The 21631-nt window shown below is 40.0% G+C and carries 16 protein-coding genes; 6 read left to right on the top strand and 10 right to left on the bottom strand.

Annotated elements, in window-relative coordinates; translation table 11 throughout:
* Positions 1 to 15 precede the first annotated feature (15 nt).
* The gene (nirD, locus tag E0E36_RS10780) at positions 16 to 432 is read right to left on the bottom strand and encodes a nitrite reductase small subunit NirD (RefSeq protein ID WP_013667000.1); all 417 of its coding nucleotides are present in this window, start codon (positions 430 to 432) and stop codon (positions 16 to 18) included.
* 18 nt (positions 433 to 450) lie between these two features.
* Positions 451 to 2952 carry a nitrite reductase large subunit NirB gene (gene nirB, locus E0E36_RS10775; RefSeq protein ID WP_013667001.1) on the bottom strand — a complete coding sequence of 834 codons (2502 nt, stop codon included), beginning with the start codon at positions 2950 to 2952 and terminating at the stop codon, positions 451 to 453.
* A 115-nt stretch (positions 2953 to 3067) separates the two neighbouring features.
* Between nirB and E0E36_RS10770 the strand changes: the two genes are divergently transcribed.
* On the top strand, positions 3068 to 3787 hold the full coding sequence (locus E0E36_RS10770) for an SAM-dependent methyltransferase (protein WP_130855938.1): 720 nt from the start codon (positions 3068 to 3070) through the stop codon (positions 3785 to 3787).
* Here the strand turns inward: E0E36_RS10770 and cobA are convergent.
* A complete protein-coding gene (gene cobA, locus E0E36_RS10765; protein ID WP_130855937.1) occupies positions 3784 to 4506 on the bottom strand; it encodes a uroporphyrinogen-III C-methyltransferase in 723 nt (240 codons plus the stop codon). The genes E0E36_RS10770 and cobA overlap by 4 nt on opposite strands.
* A gap of 231 nt (positions 4507 to 4737) precedes the next feature.
* Between cobA and E0E36_RS10760 the strand changes: the two genes are divergently transcribed.
* From E0E36_RS10760 to E0E36_RS10745, 4 genes are read left to right on the top strand one after another with little or no spacing between them, the layout of a single operon-like run.
* A complete protein-coding gene (locus tag E0E36_RS10760) occupies positions 4738 to 5910 on the top strand; it encodes a molybdopterin molybdotransferase MoeA (RefSeq protein WP_130855936.1) in 1173 nt (390 codons plus the stop codon).
* 26 nt (positions 5911 to 5936) lie between these two features.
* Complete coding sequence (locus tag E0E36_RS10755) at positions 5937 to 7238, top strand: MFS transporter (RefSeq protein ID WP_242627181.1); 1302 nt, start codon at positions 5937 to 5939, stop codon at positions 7236 to 7238.
* Positions 7239 to 7248: 10 nt separating this feature from the next.
* Positions 7249 to 10758, top strand: a complete 3510-nt coding sequence (locus tag E0E36_RS10750) for a nitrate reductase (protein WP_130855934.1) — start codon at positions 7249 to 7251, stop codon at positions 10756 to 10758.
* Between the two features lie 5 nt (positions 10759 to 10763).
* A complete protein-coding gene (locus E0E36_RS10745) occupies positions 10764 to 12203 on the top strand; it encodes a rubredoxin (RefSeq protein ID WP_130855933.1) in 1440 nt (479 codons plus the stop codon).
* Between the two features lie 91 nt (positions 12204 to 12294).
* Here E0E36_RS10745 and E0E36_RS10740 read toward each other — a convergent pair whose 3' ends face one another.
* From E0E36_RS10740 to E0E36_RS10730, 3 genes are all read right to left on the bottom strand, one after another.
* Positions 12295 to 12474: a hypothetical protein gene (locus tag E0E36_RS10740; protein WP_013667009.1), complete on the bottom strand. Its 180-nt coding sequence runs from the start codon at positions 12472 to 12474 to the stop codon at positions 12295 to 12297.
* Positions 12475 to 12574: 100 nt separating this feature from the next.
* Entirely contained in the window at positions 12575 to 13201 is a 627-nt protein-coding gene (locus E0E36_RS10735) for a TetR/AcrR family transcriptional regulator (RefSeq protein ID WP_130855932.1), read from the bottom strand.
* Positions 13202 to 13302: 101 nt separating this feature from the next.
* A complete protein-coding gene (locus E0E36_RS10730) occupies positions 13303 to 14187 on the bottom strand; it encodes a helix-turn-helix domain-containing protein (protein WP_165446960.1) in 885 nt (294 codons plus the stop codon).
* Between the two features lie 188 nt (positions 14188 to 14375).
* Between E0E36_RS10730 and E0E36_RS10725 the strand changes: the two genes are divergently transcribed.
* The gene (locus tag E0E36_RS10725; RefSeq protein ID WP_130855930.1) at positions 14376 to 14873 is read left to right on the top strand and encodes a hypothetical protein; all 498 of its coding nucleotides are present in this window, start codon (positions 14376 to 14378) and stop codon (positions 14871 to 14873) included.
* A gap of 25 nt (positions 14874 to 14898) precedes the next feature.
* Here E0E36_RS10725 and E0E36_RS10720 read toward each other — a convergent pair whose 3' ends face one another.
* The 4 genes from E0E36_RS10720 to E0E36_RS10705 all read right to left on the bottom strand — a co-directional run bounded on the left by E0E36_RS10720 (position 14899) and on the right by E0E36_RS10705 (position 21294).
* Positions 14899 to 16659, bottom strand: coding sequence for an ABC transporter ATP-binding protein (locus tag E0E36_RS10720; protein WP_130855929.1), 1761 nt, complete (start codon positions 16657 to 16659; stop codon positions 14899 to 14901).
* A complete protein-coding gene (locus E0E36_RS10715) occupies positions 16649 to 18370 on the bottom strand; it encodes an ABC transporter ATP-binding protein (protein ID WP_130855928.1) in 1722 nt (573 codons plus the stop codon). The genes E0E36_RS10720 and E0E36_RS10715 overlap by 11 nt, the downstream gene beginning before the upstream one ends.
* 34 nt (positions 18371 to 18404) lie before the next feature.
* A complete protein-coding gene (locus E0E36_RS10710) occupies positions 18405 to 19976 on the bottom strand; it encodes a M61 family metallopeptidase (RefSeq protein ID WP_130855927.1) in 1572 nt (523 codons plus the stop codon).
* Positions 19977 to 20067: 91 nt separating this feature from the next.
* Complete coding sequence (locus E0E36_RS10705) at positions 20068 to 21294, bottom strand: MFS transporter (protein ID WP_165446959.1); 1227 nt, start codon at positions 21292 to 21294, stop codon at positions 20068 to 20070.
* Between the last annotated feature and the right edge of the window lie 337 nt (positions 21295 to 21631).

The following is a 21631-nucleotide window of genomic DNA, read 5'->3' as shown; positions in this document are numbered from 1 at the left end:
TCCGGAATTATGTTGCTATACTTTCAGGTCCTGCTGAATTGCATGTTCTGCTCTTTCTATTAACCCAACATATATTTCCCCGTTGATCTCTTTGACAGGAAAGGTGGTTATATGGCACTCGTCTCCGTTTAGACATTCGCCTGTTTTCAATGAAAAGGTTTTTTTATGAAAGGGACAAGCCACTTTAGGTTCTCCTTGCTGCGAGCCGATCATGCCTCTCGATAAAATCATCTGCATTTTATGAGGGCAAAGGTTTTGGCACGCATACCATTCATTCCGATTAGTGAAATTAAATACGGCAATCTGGAGCTCTCTGTGCTTGAAGCACAGCCCGCCGTTTTCCGGAAACTCATCACTGGTACCAACCTTCAACCAATGATCTACATGTTGTTCGTCGGATGGTTTATAACTCAAATAATCTATTTTTTGCATTTTTATTCATTTAAAACGTTACACAATAACATTCCAGTTAGTAGGAATTCGTTGTCCACGAAGCTCCTCAAATTGCAGGAAAGGATCGCCTTCGTCACTATTAGCAAAATGTTTGAATCGTCTCCTTATTGATTCGTTTTCGACAGCATGCTTCCATTCGCATTCATAGTTCGCAATTAAGCTTTCCATCTCAACTTCCAGTTCAGCTCCTATACCCAGCACATCATTAACGACCACATCATATAAATAAGGTAGTCCGCCTTCTAACTTGTTCAACCAAGTAGCCGTACGTGTGAGCGGTTCAGCCGTTTTAATGTAGTACATCAGGAAGCGGTCTAAATAGCGTATACAACTATCTTTATCAATATCTCCAATCAGCAATTGCGCATGCTGCGGTCTTGCTCCACCATTGCCGCAGACATATAAATTCCATCCTTTCTCTGTTGCAATAATTCCAAAATCTTTGGATTGAGCTTCTGCACACTCGCGTATACAACCGGAAACCGCTCCTTTTAACTTGTGAGGCGCTCGTAAACCCTTATAGCGATTTTCTATTTCTATGGCAAAACCAACTGAATCCTGCACGCCGAATCGGCACCAAGTTGATCCGACACAGCTTTTTATGGTTCTTAGCGACTTTCCATAAGCATGACCGCTTTCAAAACCGGCTGCAATAAGCTCTTCCCAAATGGCGGGAAGCTCGTGCAATTGGGCGCCAAATAGGTCTATACGTTGCCCACCGGTAATCTTCGTGTAGAGGTTATACTTCTTTGCTACCTGCGCAATTACTAGTAGTTTATCCGGCGTAATCTCCCCTGCAGGTATTCTTGGTACTACCGAATAAGAGCCACCCTTCTGGATATTGGCTAAGAAACGATCGTTCGTATCTTGTATGGTACTTTGTTTAAGAATAACTTCGTTCCATATGCTGGCAAGCAACGATGCTACTGCCGGTTTGCAGACCTCGCATCCGTCACCTTCGCCATAACGACCCAAAAGCTCGCTATAGCTCTTTATATTTTGAATTTTAATGAGGTCGTATAGTTCTTGTCTTGTATAGGCAAAGTGCTCGCATAGTGTTTTCTTGACAACCTTACCTTGAGATTCCAAAACAGATTTTAAAAGATCAGCCACCAGGGGTGTGCATCCGCCACATCCTGTGCAGGCCTTCGTGGCTTTCTTTATTCCTGCTAAATCAGTCAATTCATCTTTTGCAATCGCCTCACAAATGTTCCCTTTGCTAATTCCCTCGCAGGAGCAGATTTGAGCGGTATCGGGCAAGGAATCGACGCCCTGTCCACTGCTTTGTCCCGCACTGCGACTTCCCAGAATCAAATCAGCAGGATCTTCCGGTAAAGGCAAACCGTTTTGTGCAATTTGTAAAAGCATGTTATAAGAATCCGCCTCGCCTACCAGAATTCCTCCTTTAAGGTACTTACCATCTCTTGTTACATTAATTCTTTTGTAGACACCCTTCGCTTTATTTTCAAAAACAATGGGAACACACTCCTCTTCTGGATCCAGTGCGTCTCCAAAACTTGCAACATCAACACCTATTAATTTAAGTTTAGTTGACATGTCAAAGCCGGTAAATGATTTGTCATAGTCCCCACATAGCCTGGAAGCCACGACTTCGGCCATTTCGTAACCTGGGGCTACTAATCCATAGATCATTTCATTATGTAATGCCACCTCTCCGATCGCATAGATATCCGGGAAATTGGTTTGCAAATGGTTATCTACCAAAATTCCACCCCTGCTGCCCGTTTGTATCCCACTTTTAGAAGCCAATTCATCCCGGGGTCTTATCCCGGCGGAAATAACCAACATATCACAATCCAATATACTTCCATCTGCAAAGGCAAGTCCAGCGATTTTGTCAGTTCCTAATATTTCCTTGGTGCTTTTTGACGTATGTATGTGTAAGCCGAGCGCTGATAACTTATTGCGCAATATGAAGGCTCCCCTTACATCTAATTGACGTGGCATTAAGCGGTCTGCAAATTCCACAATATGCGTTTCCAGTCCCATATCCAGCAAGGCTTTAGCTGCCTCTAATCCCAACAGGCCACCACCTATGACAACTGCTTTTTTTGCTGTTTTGCCGTAGATCTCCATCTGTTGTAAATCCTCGATAGTTCGGTAGGCAAAAACGCCCGTTTTATCGATTCCATGCAAAGGGGGGATAAAAGGAGATGAACCGGTTGCCAGTATAAGTTTATCGTAACTATCGCTTGTTCCTTTATGAGTGGTTATTTTCTTTTTTGTCGGATCAATTTCGGTAACCAACTCCCCAGTCACCAATTTAATATGATGTTCATTGTACCAGCCGGTAGGTGCCAACAGCAAATCGTCGGCTGATTTTCCCGAAAAATATTCACTCAGATGAACTCTATCGTACGCAGGACGATGTTCTTCTCCATAAACGGTAATTTCGATGTGGTTACTGTTTGATTTTTTACGTATTTTTTCGCAAAACTTGTAACTAACCATGCCATTTCCAACGATAATAATTTTCATATCAGAGGTGTTTTACGTATATAAACTTAATTTTTATCAAAAAAAGGAATATATTTTTAAAATAGCAAATGAAAAGCAAAATATTTTACGTATTTTTACTTAAAAATAAGATGTTATGAAATACACACTCATAAAGGATGCCGAAGACCTTCGCTTTCTTACCGTAAAAGCGGCGAAATGTATTGCCGAAGCACAATTTTTGGTGGTCGATTCAGCTATTTCGGATGAAATCAATGAGCTGGTACCTGTAAACAGTATTAAACTCCATATAAATGAACTTCGTAGCTATTTGTCAGCCCGTCCGGATAGACTGCCAAGCAACATTGTACACATTAGTGGTAATGATACCGACATCAGTGAGGAGGAAGGGTCGATAGTCTGCTATCTAAAAGGGATCGGATATCAGCTATCGATTATTCCCGGTGTGAACGTGGTTAATAGAATTGCAGGACAGAACCATTTCCCTTTAACCATTCGAAACCGTAATGAAAGCTTTTGGGTATGTGATGCCCGTTTTTTTTATCCATCTGTAAAAGAAATGGTTGAAAAAATTCATGCGGTAGCTTCTTCAAATGCTGCAATGGCAATTAAACACATAAATATAGATGCCTTAAAATTCATGGCAACTATTATTAGTATCTATCGGCATCAAGAGACACCTGTCCTTGTAAACGATTTTGGCGGCGGTGTTGATTGTTATACGTTAATGGAAATACAAGACAGATTAGCGGAAGATCAATACAAGCTTGTTGTCATAAATCCCTGCGTACGGATGTTGAAGGCTGCGGCCTTTTCGGTGGAAGAAGTTTTAGAGAGTCGATTAGCAACGGGTTAACACCGCTCGATTGCCGCCGATTTCCCGATAACAAGAATTGCCGGTGTTAGAACTTGCTTATCAGCAATCTCGTGTAGAACCGTTTCAATAGTAGAAAATACCATGCGCTGATTATCCAGTGAGCCATTTTGGATAATCGCTATGGGTAAACTGCCCCTGCCCTCCATTTTATAAAGCTCAACAATCTTTTCTATATGCTGGATTCCCATTAATATTACAACGGTTTGATCTAATTTGGCGGCAAGATATAAATCCCTTGATAAGCCCCCATCCTTTGTTGAACCGGTAATTACCCAGAAGTCAGAAGAACCGTTTTTATTTATAAGCGAAATGCCTGCTAATTCCGCAACTGCGATAGCACTGGAAACTCCCGGTATAACGGAAGTTTCAATATTTTTCGATTTGGCGAATTGAAGCTCCTCGCTTCCACGTCCAAAAATATAAGGATCGCCACCTTTTAAACGTACTACATGTCCATAGCTATTGGCAAAATCAACTAACATTTTATTAATATTGTCTTGAACATAGGAATGACACCCCGCTCTCTTTCCAACAAATATTTTTTTTATATTTTTTTTTGCGTATGCTAAGATTGCGGGATTAACCAGCGCATCGTACAAAACAACATCCGCTGTTTCGAGTGCGCGAGCACCCGCAAGACTTAGTAATTCCGGATCTCCGGGACCCGCACCCACCAATGTAATCTTCGGTCTTTTCATCCTACTTCTTTATTTATTTTGAACCCCTTAATTGTCAACTGTAGTGCTTTACTTTCAATTGACTTATCAAAAATAAGTATATTTACTTAATATAAAACAATAATTTACGTAAAAATTTGCGTATATAGATTTTTTTATGCTAAATTTGATCACGATAAACCTCTCTTTACGTATAAAATCGTAGAACAAGGGTTTGCGAAAATCAAAAGTTATTAAACGCGACGAGAAGCCATGATTTCATACGAAGACGCCTTACGGCTTATTTCCTCAAGCACAAAAAAACTCCATCAGATGACAATCTGTCTTTCTGATGCCTTGGGTTATCGCTTGGCTCAAGAGGTAAGAGCTGACAGGCCCTATCCTCCCTATAATCGGGCAGCCATGGATGGTATTGCTATTCGTTTTCAAGATTATTTAGACGGTGTGCAAAATTTTAACATTCAGGAGGTTATTTATGCAGGGAGTGCTAGTGATGGGGTATTAACCCATGGAAATTGCTATAAAATTATGACAGGGGCTGCAGTGCCATCTTCTGCTGATACGATCGTGCGTAACGAAGATTTGCTATATGTCGCAAACAAGGCGTCAATTGTTCATCATGAAAAGATCAAAAGCCATGCAAATATTGCTTTACGCGGACAAGATTTGCAAAGTGGCGAAGTGGTTATCCCATACAATACTTACATAACGCCTTCTATAATAAGTTTATTGGCGACACTTGGTGTAACTAATCCCGTGGTTTTCCGTAAGCCGAAGGTCAGCGTTTTTACAACGGGCGACGAAATTGTAGGACTGGAAGAAAGTCCAAATGAAGTGCAAATACGAAATAGTAACCAATATCTCTTAACGGCTTTATTGGCTAAAGACGGCATTATACCTGAATCCATTCGGCATATTAAAGATACTGAAGCCGATCTGTATAAAGGTTTTATGGAACGCATGGATAGTGACATCATGCTCGTTAACGGTGGGGTTTCTGCCGGTGATCGCGACCTGGTGCCAACCGTTATGAAAACACTCGGAGCAGAATTGCTCTTTCATCATGTAGCGATAAAGCCCGGAAAGCCATTATGGTGCGGAAAACTTCCCAGTGGCTGTTTGGTGTTTGGTATACCCGGGAATCCATTTTCGTGTTTGACAACCTATATATTGTTTATTAGATCTTTCTTAAATTCCAAACCAACTAGCTCAGTTAAGTTTCCGTTGGCATGTGATCGGATTGGAAAGTCAACCTTCGACGATTTTTTTCCTGTTCAATTTTCTGAGGAACATAAGTTAGCGCCTATCCCAATCAATGGTTCCGGTGATGTACGACTTGGTCTATTTGCCGATGGTATAGCACGTCATCATCGTGCGAATCGAATACTTAAAAAAAACGATTTAATTTCATTTTACGCTTTTTAGTCAACAATCAATTTAACATTATGCTTATGAAAGCCTCGACTCTCCAACCTTTAAAAAAACTGCCCTTGTTCAGTCTAAAAGGACTACAGATGCGCACCTTCCACATAACTTGGCTTATGTTCTTTATTTGCTTTTTTGGATGGTTTGGTCTTGCTCCACTAATGCCCACTATCAGGGATGAAATGGGGCTTACAAAAGAACAGGTCGGAAATATCATTATTGCTTCCGTATCATCTACAATCATAGCACGCTTAATTATTGGCCGATTATGCGATATCCTAGGGCCTCGGAAAACTGCCGTCTGGCTTCTTATAATCGGTTCCGTGCCGGTGTTTTCGGTTGGATTAGCGCGTTCTTATGAGACCTTTCTTCTATTTCGTTTAGCTATCGGGGTTATCGGCGCATCCTTTGTCATCACTCAATACCATACCAGTATGATGTTCGCAGCGAATATTAAAGGAACTGCAAATGCCATTACAGGCGGTTGGGGTAACTTAGGTGGAGGGGTAACCAATATGGTTATGCCATTGATATTTGCCGGTATTGTTGGGTTTGGTTACGGGCCGGCGTATGCATGGCGTTACGCGATGATTGTTCCCGGTATACTGATGTTGATCGTCGCTTTTCTCTATTGGCGATACACCAAAGATACGCCTGCCGGTAACTTTGATGAAATTGATCGACATACAAAACAAAATCATAAAACGGATTGGAAAGTTTTAAAAGATTGGCGCATATGGGCATTAACACTTGCTTATGCGATGTGTTTTGGTATGGAGATAACTTTTGATAACGTTGCGGCACTTCATTTTGTGGACGCGTTTTCTCTTTCTCAAAGTAGTGCAGGATTCTGGGCAGGCATCTTTGGTTTTATGAATTTATTTGCACGCGCCTTAGGAGGGATAGCGGCGGATAAAGTGGGATTATCTTACGGAATTAGAGGTAAAGGGGTGCTGCTTGGCCTCGTACTGCTATTGGAAGGTCTTGGTGTTCTGTTGTTTGCTCAGGCAGGATCATTTCTTTTTGCTATCGTCTCCATGTTGACCTTTGCGCTATTCTTAAAAATGGCAAACGGAGTTACATATGCCATCACACCGTTTGTAAACAAGAAGAATGTTGGACTTATCAGTGGCATTGTAGGGGCCGGTGGTAATGCGGGCGGAATGTTTTTCGGCTTCCTTTTTAAGTCAAACCAGATCACCTATACCGAAGCTTTCCAATATATAGGCTTTATTATTCTCGGTGTGGCTTTCGTGATTTTCGCTACCCCATTTAAAAAATCGAAATCAGGTTTGGTGGAAGACACAGAATTGATTATACAGGCTTAATCAATCTTACATGAAAGATGCTAAGAACAGTTCAAAAGAATTAAAAAGCACCTGCTGCTATTGTGGGGTGGGATGTGGTGTTGTTATTGAAAAACAATCTGATGGAACTATTCGTGTAAGAGGCGACGAGAGCCATCCTTCAAATAAAGGTTTACTTTGTAGCAAAGGTATGAATCTTCATCATACTGTGAATGATCAAAGTGATCGTTTACTATTTCCCCAAATGCGGTACCACAAAGATATGCCTTTACAGCGTGTAGATTGGGACACTGCACTTGAACGCACGGCCGCAGTATTTAAAACGTTCATAAAAAAGTATGGTCCAAACAGTGTTGCCTTTTATGCGTCAGGCCAATTTCTAACCGAAGAATATTATGTGCTGAATAAATTAGTGAAAGGCTTTATTGGAACCAATAACATTGACACTAACTCGAGACTATGCATGAGTAGCGCCGTTGCGGCTTATAAAATGACGTTAGGTGAAGACAGTGTACCGGTGTGTTATGATGATATCGAGTTAAGTGATTGCATTTTGGTTGCAGGGGCGAATCCCGCATGGTGTCACCCCATCATTTGGCGTAGAGTTGAGAAACACAAAGCCGGCAATCCAGCTGTTAAAATTATTGTCATAGATCCGCGTGTTACTGATAGTTGCGCTATAGCCGATCTGCATTTGCAGATACAACCAGGTACAGATGTTACACTATTCCATGTCATTGCAAAACTCCTCATCGAGGCGGGCAAAGTGGATTGGAACTTTATTGAGTCGCATACTGACGGTTTTGAAGAATTAAGGGACCTAGTTTTGACAATTTCCGTCAGTGAGGCATCGGATATATGTGGTATCAGTGAAGACTATATCTATAGGGCCGCTGAGTACATTGGATCTGCCAATGCATTTTTAAGTATGTGGACAATGGGCTTGAATCAAAGCGTCGTGGGGGTCGATAAAAACGTCAGTTTACTGAACTTACACCTACTGACAGGTACAATCGGGAAACCTGGCTCCGGTCCTTTATCGCTTACCGGCCAACCGAATGCTATGGGTGGACGGGAAGTAGGTGGTTTAGCTAATTTACTTCCGGCACACAGGGATCTAAATAATCCGCAACACAGAGAAGATTTGCAGGTCTTTTGGGGAGGAAAAACAATTGATTCAAAGCCCGGGCTTACCGCTACTCAAATGTTCGATGCGCTCAATGAAGGTACATTGAAGGCTATTTGGATTAGTTGCACGAACCCGCTAATCAGCTTGCCGGACGTGCGGAAAGCAGAGCAAGCTCTCAAAAATGCGAAATTTGTAGTAGTACAGGAAATAAGTAGTAAATCGGAAACACTTGCGTATGCAGATGTGATTTTACCTGCTGCCGCTTGGAGCGAAAAGGAAGGAACAATGACTAACTCCGAGCGTCGCATTACTTACCTCCCCAAGGTAAATAGGCCTCCAGGTGAAGCCTTATCTGACCAAGAGATATTTTGCCGATTTGCAAAAAAAATGCAGTTCAAAGGATTTGATTTCCCTGATGCTGAAGCTGTTTATCTAGAACATGCCCAATTAACAAAAGGAATGAATATCGATATCAGCGAATTGACTTATGATATCTTAAGGAGCAATAGAAGTATCCAGTGGCCATACACAGAACAAAAGTCAACACCCCGCCTTTTCACAGACCTTAAGTTCTATACCAATAATAAACGAGCAAAAATTTATGCTGCATCAACCTCATTAGGAAGTGAAAAGCCCGACGACGATTATCCCTTTATTCTCACGACAGGAAGAATACGCGACCAATGGCATACAAGAAGCAAAACCGGAAAAGTAAACAAATTAAACCAGCACATAGCTCGGGCTTACCTCAGTATACATCCTGATGATGCGCGAGAATTGGGATTAAGGGAAAACGATATTGCTCATGTAAAGTCGCGTAGAGGAGAAACAAGTGTGCCTTGTAAACTAGATAAAGGGATAAAAAAAGGTGTGGTTTTCTTGCCAATGCATTGGGGAAAAATATTGAACAGTGACCTTAATCGAACCAACAATTTAACGAATAATCTATTAGATCCCATTTCAAAAGAACCGGATTTTAAATTTTGCGCCGTTCGTATTGAGAAATTTTTCAAACCAAAGCAACGCATTGTGATCGTTGGAGCCGGAGCTGGGGCATTTGGTTTTATTAAATCTTATCGTGAAAAAAATCAGATCGACGAAATTATCGTTTTCAGCAAGGAAAACACCTCATTCTATAATAGGGTTATGTTACCGGATTACATTAGCGGTGAACAAAACTGGGAGCAGTTGTTGAAGATGAGCGAAGAGGAAGAGAAAGATTACAGAATAACACTTCTTAAAGGGATAACCGTCACGGGGATAGATCGTGAATCAAAAAAGGTAACAGATTCGAGAGGTGTAAAAACACGCTATGATATACTTATTTTAGCAACTGGAAGTAGACCAACGCTCCCCAAGGGGGTTCCGCTTTTGCAGGGAATATTTACGATGCGTAGCCGCTCCGATGCAGATGAATTCAAAAGCTATTTACCACCAAATGGACATGTTGTTATTGTAGGAGGTGGACTGTTAGGGCTGGAAATGGCAGCATCGTTGCGAAGTATACACCTAAGCGTCACGATTGTTCAACGTGTGTCCCGTTTCCTAAATAGGCAACTTGATACACTGGGGAGCCAGTTATTACATGAAGAAATGGTCGATCAAGGCTGCGACATTTATTATGAAGATGAAATTCAACTATACTACGGGAGCAAGTATTTAACGGGTGTGGGCTTAAAAAGCGGACGGAAGATTGATTGCGACGCCCTTATATTCGCAATAGGTACCACACCTAATATTGAATTAGCAAAAGATTGCGGCTTGACCTATAAACGTGGAATAACCGTAAATGGGCGCATGGAAACGAATGATCCCGCTATATTCGCCATTGGAGAGATTGCAGAATACGAGGATACGCTATACGGTATCACAGCCGCTGCCGAGCAGCAGGCGAACGTCGTAGCCGACTATCTAAATGGCGATGTTGCGCGTATCTACCAGGGTAGTTTATTTATGAACATCATCAAAATTCACGGCTTTCATCTATGCAGTATTGGCCTGCCAACCGCGCCGAGCGGGCAGCCAGGCTATGAGGAAGTGACTTTTACAGATCGGGCCCAGCGCTATTATAAAAAATGTGTTATCTACCAAGACCGCTTGGTCGGTACTATACTGATAGGTGACAAATCGGAATTTTTGGAGTACAAAGATTTAATAGAAAAGAAATTAGAACTGGGTGAACAAAGACTGAAGTTATTGCGAAGCGGAAAAACGGCAGAACCGGTAATTGGTAAATTAGTTTGTAGTTGTAATAATGTTGGCGAAGGCAATCTAAAACAGAAAATCAACGAAGGAAGCCGGGATTTGAATTCGCTATGTACTAACTCAGGTGCCGGATCAGGCTGTGGATCGTGTAAGCCGGAGGTAAAGAGGATACTCTCCGAGGTGCTTGAAATGCACGCAATAATATAAAACAAATGAAAGCAAAGGAACAATATATCGTCAAAATAAACTTGCCGGGAGGAATCATTTCTGCCGGCAATTTATTGCGTGTTCTTAAAGTTCTCCAAGAACTCGGAATCGAGACCGTTAGTTTCGGTAATCGCCAACAATTACTTTTTAGCGCTGCTACTGAACATTTGCATCATCTCCGGCTCAATATCCCCAACACCATCATGGAGGTAAATGGAGATGATTATCCAAACATCGTCAGTTCGTACGTTACAGAGGAAGTCTTTGCTCCTATCGGATGGTTAAGGGAAGGTGTTTACAAGGACATCTTGGATTCGTTCAATTATCATCCCAGATTGAAAATTAATATCGTTGATCGCCATCAAAACCTGATTCCTTTTTTTACCGGGAATTTTAACTTCATTTCTTCGGATATTAGCAACCACTGGTATTTACACGTTCGTTTTCCGAAAACAAATAAAATCTATCCTTGGCCTTCTCTTATTTATTCAGCTGATATCGCGGAGATAAGTCGTCTATTGGAGCTTATTATCATGGATAACGATCATCTTTTTTATAATAAGCCGAATGCAGATGGGGATCAGCTTGTGCAAATGCTAAACAGAATGGCGGATTTTCATACGCAGTACTATGATCTTCCCATGACGCACACCGATTTTCATCTTCCTTTTTATGAGGGGATCAATTATTATGGTGAACATAAGCTTTGGTTAGGCATATACAGAAGGTGGGAAAATTTTTTTGTAGACTTTTTAATCGAGATCTGTACCTTGTGCATGGATTGTAGAATAGGCCAGTTATATACAACACCTTGGAAAACAATTTTGATAAAGAATATCCTTCCATCCTACAGGATTCGATGGAGTGTGTTGTTAAACAAATATCGTATCAATGTACGGCATGCCTCCAATGAGTTAAATTGGCAACTGGAAGATCGTTCAGACGAGGCAAAAGAGCTAAAGTGGTTGCTGGTAAAGGCATTTGAAGAGGCTGATCTCCGGACGTCGAAACTTTGCTTTGCTATTAAAATCAGTAAGCAGACAGGACTTTTTGGTTCCATTATCATACAAAAAGAAATTTCGGAAGAAACGTTATATCATGTAATGCATACATCTAACTTCAACCCGAATTCCAAAGAATTTGTTAATTATGGAAGTGCCGGTGATATAAAAGAATTAGGTGAACTTCTGATCCGATTGTGTAATGTCTATTATGAGATGCATAGTACATTACGGCTTTCTGTTACTCCAAAAAAGGAAGTAAATAGTAAAAAGAACGATGCTCCTGCGCAAATTTATCAATGTAAGCACTGCTTTACCCGATATGATCCCTTATATGGTGACTCGATAAATTCGATTAGTCCGGGAACCTCATTTGATTTGTTAGTAGATTATAATTGTCCGACTTGTGACGCGCGTAAGGCGGAGTTTGAACGCGTCTTTTAATAATGAACTAAATAAGGAGTCAACAAGAAGATCGGACGTATATAGAAGCCCAATCACTGCAAGTGATCGGGCCTAGAGCTGAATAAAATACTTATTTGCTTTCGTTTTTCTTAGCGGTAACTTCGTTACGAATATCTTGCGCTAAGGTTTTTGTTTGCTGTAATGCTCCACGTAATCTAGTACCCGCAGCCTTGTTTCCCTTTTCATAGAAAGCTACCGCATCTTGTTCTGCTGCAGCAATCAATTCCTTTAATTCATTGAATTTTTGCATTTTTGCTTAATATTTAAACAGAAACAACCATTGTTTCTGCAAGGCTGCGAAAGTAGGCAAAAAAAGCATATTCTCTAAATATTGCATAAAGAACTTTAAATTAAGTCAAAGAAAAGTTGTTTACTGGTTGACGTAATCCATTAATGAAAATTTTACTGATTTCCTTTTGCTTTTCTACGATTTCTTCCGGATTGTAACAGTCGCTCAATGTCATCCTGCAAACTCGCGCGTTAGCACCTAAATTTAGTCCGTACAATAGTTCAGCATATAGTGTCGCAATGGATTGTAATGGAAAATCTTTGAGCTCACCGCTTCTAAGCCCCCTCCTTAAAATGAGGGTAAGCTGCTTTACGTCTGCGGATTTAATCATTGTCAAAACAGATTCGGGTAAACCCGAGTACACCCCATCATAACCATAAATCAGTTGTGTGTGGTTATACTTACCCCTCGTTCTTTCTCTTATTTCCAGGAGCTTATAAATTGAAGGTAAAACACGCATACCCTTGGGGATAAGCCGATTAATCTGTTCGCGTTCCTCTTGCAAAGTATGTTTTACAATTTCGGCAATTAGCTCGATTTTGTTTGAGAAATAAAGCGTCATTGTTGCGCTCGAGATACCAACGGTTTGTATAATTTCAGCCATTGTTGTCTTGGCAACGCCGTAGTGATTAAAACGTTCAACAGCTGTATCGATAATTCTCTCCCGAATGTTTTTATTGTAAATCATATCTCTATTCTCTTTTAAAGTTTACTCAAATATCTTACAGTTTGAACAGACTATAAAGGCTCTTTTGACGCTATTTTTAGTCTAAAAGACGCCTAAATTGACTATATTCTGAATGAGGTCGGTGCCAATCCTACCTGTTTTTTAAAGAATTTTCCGAAAGTGGATTGATCGGCAAAATTCAATGATTGAGCAATTTCACTAATACTTAACTTAGGATCAGCCAGTAGCATTTTTGCTTCTTTTATTACGGCCTCGTCAATAAAAAAACCAGGTGTTTTTCCGGTAACCTGTTTAACTGTTTTGCTTAAATATTTACGTGTGATAAATAATAAGTTTGCATAAAACTGAACTCCCCTCTCCTTTTTGTAATATTTTGATACTTCTTTAAAAAAAAGAAGCACCAGATTCTCTTTGCGACGAAGCTTTATCTGTGTTCCAACCTTATTCCGATGGTAGGCTTGAGTCAGTTCATATATAAATTGTGAAAACGTATTGGTTAAGACCTCTTCTTGGAACAAATGATCGGATTTTGGATAATTAATTTGCTTCAACCGTTTTAGTAGCCAGTCTAATGTTGTCAATTCGTCTGCTCCTACCGCTATGATGGGAGATGGCTCAGGTGCGAAAATTTCGAGAATCTGCGGATGGCTGTAATGAAGACCCAGACTTAAGAAAAAATCGGGACAGAATGCAATACCAATGGCTTCACTCTTTGGCAGAATGGCAGACACCTCAATCAAAGCGGATGGAGGAATAACACATAACTCACCTGCTGTTGCGTGATATTCCTTTCGATTCAGCTTAAAGTAAATTTCGCCTGCTTTGACGACGAAAATATAGAAAAATTCACTTCTTATGGGACTGTTCAACATAACAGCTTCATGTAAATCTTGCATTTCATGTACAGAGAAACGAAACTTGAATGAATCTAACTCATCAAGAACTGCAGTCGAGGACTGGTGAAATAAGGACAATTCTTTTTCCATAATCGGTAACCTAATAAAAAACATTGCAATTTAACTATTTGACTTTTCAAATAAAATAGTCAGATTAAAAAAATTATCTTTACTGCTTTAGTCAGTCCATTGTCAGACATGCTCTTCAAAAAATGATTTTCACTGGATATAAAAAAGTTGTTGATTAATATTGTAAGAAGTCGAACGAAACGAAAGCTATGGAAGCAATTGTAGATTATTACAAAACGGTACTCGATACAGGAACTAAGCTTCTTTTATTAAACTTGATAGTTTTAGTGCTTAGCGTTTTTTTTCTTACGGTAAAAAAAACGCCGTTTTCATTTGGTTTTATACTTATAATCGTACTTTTTTCATTTCTGTTTGCCGGTATCGGAATAGGATTTTACAAAGATGCGTTAAAGAAAGTTAGTCAAGAAACAAAAGAGATCATCCGTTACGATATGGAGATAAGGAAGGCAGAAGTTTTCCGCAAAGAGAGTAGAACGAGGGTAGTTATTGAAATGTGTGTTGCTGTATTGGCCTTATTTTTATTACTACGCGCCAAACCGGAATCCGGAAAACAGGGGGTTGCTATTGCATTGATTTTATGTGGTGCGCTGATGTTTGTTTTTGATATTTATGTCTCGTCCCGATTAACCGATCATATTGCCGATCTAAAAATTCTTAAGCACAATTCGACAATTAATGAAAAATGAAGCAGATAGTTGGATTCAGCCCGATCTAGCTATTTTTTTTATCGTTCAACAAGCGATTTACAGCCTCTGCAAATGAACCTGCAGGGGTGACTTTTCCTAAGTTAACGAAGAAAATTTCATCTGCATTTTCAATCGTATTTAATCGATGTGCTATAATAACTAAAGTAGTATGCGCTGGCAGTTTTCTCAGGATTTTCTCGAGCAATCGTTCTGTAATCGTATCAATATTGGCTGTCGCTTCATCTAGTATAAGAATGTCAGGATTTCTGAGTACCGCACGAATGAATGCGATCACCTGTTTTTGCCCCAAGCTGATACCATCTTCCTGGGATGTAATAGGCGTATCCAAGCCGCTCTCAAAAACAGCAATTAAGTCTTCTAATCCTCGATCCTTGATCAATTCATGTAACGCTGTGCTGTCATAAGTCGCATACAGTTCATTTCCATAAAGAATATTTTCGCCTACCGTGCCGGTAAACAAAAACGGCTCTTGCAGAATAAAGCCAATTTTTTTTGACCGCTCTGAAGAACTGTATGCTCTAATGTCCTGACCATCGAGAAAAACGTGTCCCTCTGTGGGGTCATATAAACGTGCCATTAGGGATGCTGTAGTCGTTTTCCCACCTCCCGTTGGTCCTACTAGTGCATACGTCTTTCCACGTAATAGTTTAAAATTGATATCATGCAAAATTTCCTTGCCATTTGGGTAAGAGAAGTAGACATTGTTAAACTCCAATAAACAGTCTTTCGAATTAGTGCCAGTGCTTGGTATTACGTTTAAATTGGTTTCCAACGATAATATCCGAGCTATTCGGTCCCAACCAGCCATGGCAACCTGAAAACTTGACCACAAAGAGGCCAGTTGTCGCAATGGATTGTAAAAATTAACTACATAAGCGAGATAGCTTACTAATAGTCCAATCGTTAATTCGTTCACGCTAATCAGATAGATTCCGTATGTTAAGACAATTAGCTGTGCTATGCTAGAAAAAAAACTATAAATAGGCAAGAAGATGTTGTTAGCTAAACCCGCTCGGAAGGCGGTGCGATAGTTTTGTTGATTGACTTCTTGAAACCTTTTTTTATAGTAGTCACGACGGTTAAAGGCAATGATAACTTTAAAGTTCCCTAAACTTTCCTGTATTTCCGCACTCATATCCCCTGCTGCTCTCAGGCTTTCCGCATTCCGTTTTTTTACCCAGGGAGATACAACTTTGGTAAAAATGAGAATGAATAAGGCTGGTGCTAAAGCGGCTAAGCCCAACTGAATATTAATGATCAGCAGAAAGACGCCGGCACCAAACATAATGACCATGCTACTGATAAACTGCGTGAGGGCCTGAGAGAAAAACTGATTAAGTTTATCGGTATCGTTGTTAATGCGGGAGATTAGATCGCCTGCTTTATTCTGATTAAAGAAGGCTATCGGTAATTGTAGCAACTTGTTGAATACAGCATTACGTAGCGTGAATAGTAATCGCTGCCCAACACCGCCCATAAGTTTTGTTTGAAGGTAACTGGTTAAGAGCAGTATGAGGTACATAATCAGCAAAATACCCGAAAACAGTAGTACTCCAGGGTACTGTTTTGTTACCACATAATGATCAATCGTATACCCAATAAAGAATGGACTCAGTAGATTCAGAAAGGAATTCATTAACATAGCCAAAAAAGCCAATATCAGTTTCCCTCGCTCATGCATAACCAGACCAAAAATGCCTTTCAAAGCGGCCATGGACGATTCCCGCTTACCGGATCCACTTTCATCATGTAAGTTATAGTTCATAATCGCTCGTACTTTGCTGTGAGGTAAAAATCTGTACATACTCGGGACTTGAGCGCATTAATTCTTGGTGTTTTCCGATGGCGATAATTTCACCTTCCATTAACAGTATAATTTGATCATAATGCTCGGCGGTTGTGACTTTCTGTGTGACGGAGATCAACGTTAAATTTGGATAGTTTTCGTTGATATTTCTCAATATATTTTTCTCCGTTAAACTATCTACACGTGCTGTAAAATCGTCTAAAAGTAATATCTGAGGATGGAGCGATAATGCTCTTGCTAACATGATGCGCTGTTTCTGCCCACCTGACAGATCCGAACCTCTTTCTGATAGCATGGTGTCCAGCTTATTCGGCAGACTATTTACGAATTCATTCAGCTCAGCAGTTTTAACGGCCATTTGCAAGTACTCATTAGTTACGGTCTTGTTGAAGGCGATGTTTTCGCGAATACTCATATTAAACAGAATACTGTCTTGAAAAACAAAACCTACTTCATCATGAAAATACGTTTCTTCGTATTCTTCTATTGAATGCCCATTGAATGTGATCGTTCCTGCATCTTGCTTTGAGAGCCCCATTAACAAATAAAGCAGTTGCGTCTTTCCTGCGGCAGTGGGGCCAATAATAGCTGTTTTTGATCCCGGCTTTAAGCAAAATGAAATATCTTTTAGTATCGGTTTCTGCTCAATATTTAGGTAGACAGATTGGAAACAAATCTCTCCATTTACGCCTTCTTTTAGATTGCCGTTTTTCTTATTCGTAGGCGCCTCCAAAACCGTTCGTATCCGATCATAAGAAGCCGTAGCCTGTGCAATCACGTTACTCATGAATCCAATTACTAAAATTGGAAAAATAAGAAGCGCTAAATAACTATTAAAGGCAGCAAAATCACCAAGACTCATACTTGTGGTGATAACAAAATGCCCTCCTAGTAACAAAATAATCAAACCTGCCATATTGGCGGTAAATACGATAACCGGAATTAGACTTGCAAAAAGCTTTAAAATAGAAAGTCCATAATGCTTCGCTTGCTGATTACTAGCTAAGAATTTATCATACTCGAGTTGTTGGGAATTGACAACTCTTATAATTGCAGCGCCCAAAATGCTTTCGTTGATTGTTTTGTTCAATCGATCGATTACACTCCTACTTTGGATAAAAAGTACCCGTACTTTTCGGAGTATCCAAAAGAATGTTCCGCCGATAATCGGTATAATGGCGATAACCGCCAGTGCCAATTCCCACTTTATAGTAAACAATAAAATGCTAACGCCTATTATAATAAAAATTGAGGAGGCGATGGAGACAACCGCCTGGGCAATGAACAACTTAATTGAATCAACGTCGGCGGTAAGGTTTGTCAGCAATTTTGATGGATTAGCAGCCTTAATATAAGAAAAATCCTGCGCGGCAATTTTTTCTGTTATTTGCCTTCGTAAATCTCTTGCGACACGTTCAGAGGTAAAGGTTTGTATGATGATCTGCAAATAAGAGAAGATGAAAACAATGAAAACCACCAAGCCGAAACGTATAAATGTTTGGTAGTAAGAAAAACTTTGATTGTTATAAGCATCAATACCTTCACCTATTATTTTGGGAATCCATAGGTTTAAACCGTTACTTATCAAAGCGAGAAGCATCAATAATAAGAGCAAAAGCCTATATGGCTTAAGTAAAGTTAGGAGACTTGTCTTTTTTCCGGTGTTCATTAATTCTATCTATGATAGATTTATTCTCCTTATGCTAGTTTACTTGAGGAGTCAGCCATATCTTCCGTATATGACGTGCGTTTGTATCTGCCTGCTCATTAGGAATTAAAAGCCTTGTATGATCAGAAGTATATTGTATACCGGCTAACCCAAAGTAATAATCGTATGGAATGGGTTCCGTTCCCTGAACATACCTGATGAGAAATTGTTTAATTTCAGGATAACTTAATTTCTCTATTTCATCAAATAATTGGTCATCATTAAAATAGCTATTTTTTCCAAAACGTATTCCAAGGTCATGAGTTAGGTTTTTCAAACCGTATCCGCCGTCTGATAGATGTAAAAGATAGATGTCTAGACAAGCGGCAATCAATGCTCCCTTTTGATAGACGTTACCATATTGATTGGCATAAGTGCTTGCCGCGTGTTTACTTAGTTCTGTGAATGACAACTTATCATTGTAATTTTTTCGAGAATCAACAATTTTTTCCGATAATTTATCTAAAAACTCCTGCTCAGAGTTAAGGCCATACTTAACCTGCACATGATGAGCTGTATATTCAGTAGTGCCTTCGTATAGCCATAAATGCTTAGATAGGGCAACATGGCTGTAATTAAACTCTTTAACTTCCTTCGATGCTATAGTTAAAGGGGTTATTATATGAAAAAATTCGTGTGACGACACGTCTGTCACAATTTTTTTTAATTGATTGGCCGGCAACTCCGGAAGGTAGTAAAATGATGATGTGGTATGTTCCAAAGCCCCTGCAAGTCCCGGTTTAAATGAGTGTTTTATCTTTGGGTCTTTAAAATAATACAGAAACGCGTAACGGTCAGCTGGAAGCTTACCTCCTAAATAGCCTTTTGCCGCCCTAAGTAAATCGCCAAGCCAGGATATAATCTCTTTTGCATGAATTTGTTTATTGGGAGAATAAACTGAAACTAATACGTCGCAATTGCCTACTTTCAATGATGCAGTATCAGCAATTCCATACATAATGGGTGTATCATAAAGATCGTCAATGTTTTCCATTTTAAACACATCTTGCTGAATATTTGATGATATGGGCAGGCTACTTGACGATGCAAAGAAATTATTGGGCTTATCAATGGTTATTTGAACGGGAATCTTCGTATGATGTTCTAAATATCCAAAAAAGCCCGGAGCATTGATTATGACGTTTCTCCCTTCTTCAATGTTTGTAGCAGCCATTGGATAAATATCATGTGGTGTATCAGCATCAAAAATGTCATTTACGGTGTATTTTATTGTATGCAAACGTCTAGCTTTTGATATTTTCCACTGATTGTCATTAAGTCGTGCAACGCGAAGTTTTTTACCCCGTCTGTCAAATGCCGCTACATTTGAGATAAATTTGCCATAATCACTTATTGCGTAGGTGCCTGGAATAATCTTTGGAAAAGAAAATATGACTTCTTTATCTTGTGATTTCGGTGGAATGAGAGAAACCTCGACTTTATCCTCCTTCGTCTGATTAAGATTAACAGCATATTGATAGTGTTGTGCGAGTGATTGTTTTATAGGATGAAAAAACAAAAAACAACTGAAAAAAAATACTTTAACGATTACCGCTATTTTGTTCATGTGATTGACGCATTAAATTTTTCTTTGGAGTAATATTACCATCGAATGTTACAACTTAGGCAGCCTAAAGCTTACCTTGGAAAATGAATATTTAAGGGTTATCCGTCGTTAAGTCCATCGCGGTATCTATTTCCCGACCAGTGTTTTCTTTCAGTATCACACAAGTTACCAAGCCAATTAATACCATAGCCATACTGAAAGGAAAAATATAGTTCATCCCCAGTCCTTTAGCTACTAAGCCTATTAAAGGGCCGGTCACACCTAACGAAATGTCGATGAATAAGCCATAAGCCCCTAAAGCTGATCCTTTGTTGGATGCAGAGGCACGACTTACCGCCTCTACTCCTAGAGCAGGAAAGATCAGCGAGAACCCTAAACCGGTAAATGATGCTCCTAACACAGCAATATGAGGATTCGTAGCTAACCAAAGAATTAGCAAGCCCATACTCTCTACAGCCATACTTACAATAGCGACCCGAAGCCCTCCAAATCGATTTATACTTTTTGCAAATAACAATCGACCTAAAACAAAGAATAAACTGAATGCCGTGATACAGATAGCCGCTTGATTCCATCTATTAAAGGCATAATAGAGTGTGATGAACGTAGATAGCGTACCAAATCCCATTCCGGCTAAGGCCAATCCACTTCCATATGGGCTAACTGTACGTAGCACCTTCAAAAATGGTTTTCGGGGAGTATCCTGATCACCTTTAAGTGCAGGTTTTCTAACAGCTGTAAGGAGGCCTATTATTGCGGTCGCTATGGTTAAGGCGCCTAAGCTCCAATTGCCAACATAACCGGCCATCCAGACTCCCAAAGGAGCCCCAATAGCCATCGAACTGTAGTTGGCGATGCCATTATAAGAAATAGCCGTTGCTGTATGCTTCTCTCCGGTTCTAAGCATGGCCCAGTTAACGGGGCTAGCTCCTACCATGCCCTCTCCACATCCGGTTACTAATCTGGATATGATAAGAATAGATAGACTTAAGAGCGGTTTATCCGCTAAGGTAAAAGATGTTATTAAGAGAATGCCGGTAAGTAGGAAACAAATCATGCTAGCAATTACAGCAGGTTTCGGCCCCCGGTTGTCGACAATATGGCCTGCGTATGCACGCATAAGAAAAGTCATTATATATTGTATACTGATAACCGCTCCCGCTATCACGGTATTGAAACCCAGTTGTTGATGGATAAATATCGGTAATACGGCCAATGTTAGTCCGATCGAAAAATATCCATAGAAAGTCAGCAGTACATAATTTGCAATAATAAAAGAAGGCTTTTGGGACAAGCTCTTAAGGGAAGAATGATTCATAACACAAAATAGTCAATAGCTCAAGCTCCGTGCAAAAGTAAAAGTTTTTTGATCAAAACAGGGTCCTAGTTACCGAAATAGCTAATTATGACATCCATATGTAAAATACTTGTTGCCGTTTCCTTTGTCGGATACTCCTGCGGGGAGAAGGTTTCGCACAGGGCTACTGATTTTGTCAAGTACAAAAGCCCCCCTCCCACGTTGGAGAGGAAGGCCACTGTTTCGGCTGGATACCGGTTATTAAAAAATAAAGGTAGCCAAACCTCAGTATATTACTAACAGCTTAAAAACGCGAATGTTTCGTAGATGCCCAATCAATAATTGCGAGAAATCTAAA

Origin of the sequence: Olivibacter jilunii, assembly GCF_900607235.1 — a bacterium.
In the GTDB taxonomy this organism is placed as follows: Bacteria; Bacteroidota; Bacteroidia; order Sphingobacteriales; family Sphingobacteriaceae; genus Olivibacter; species Olivibacter oleidegradans.
Note: the sequence above shows the minus strand (reverse complement) of the source record. Positions and strands in the feature narration are given on the sequence as shown.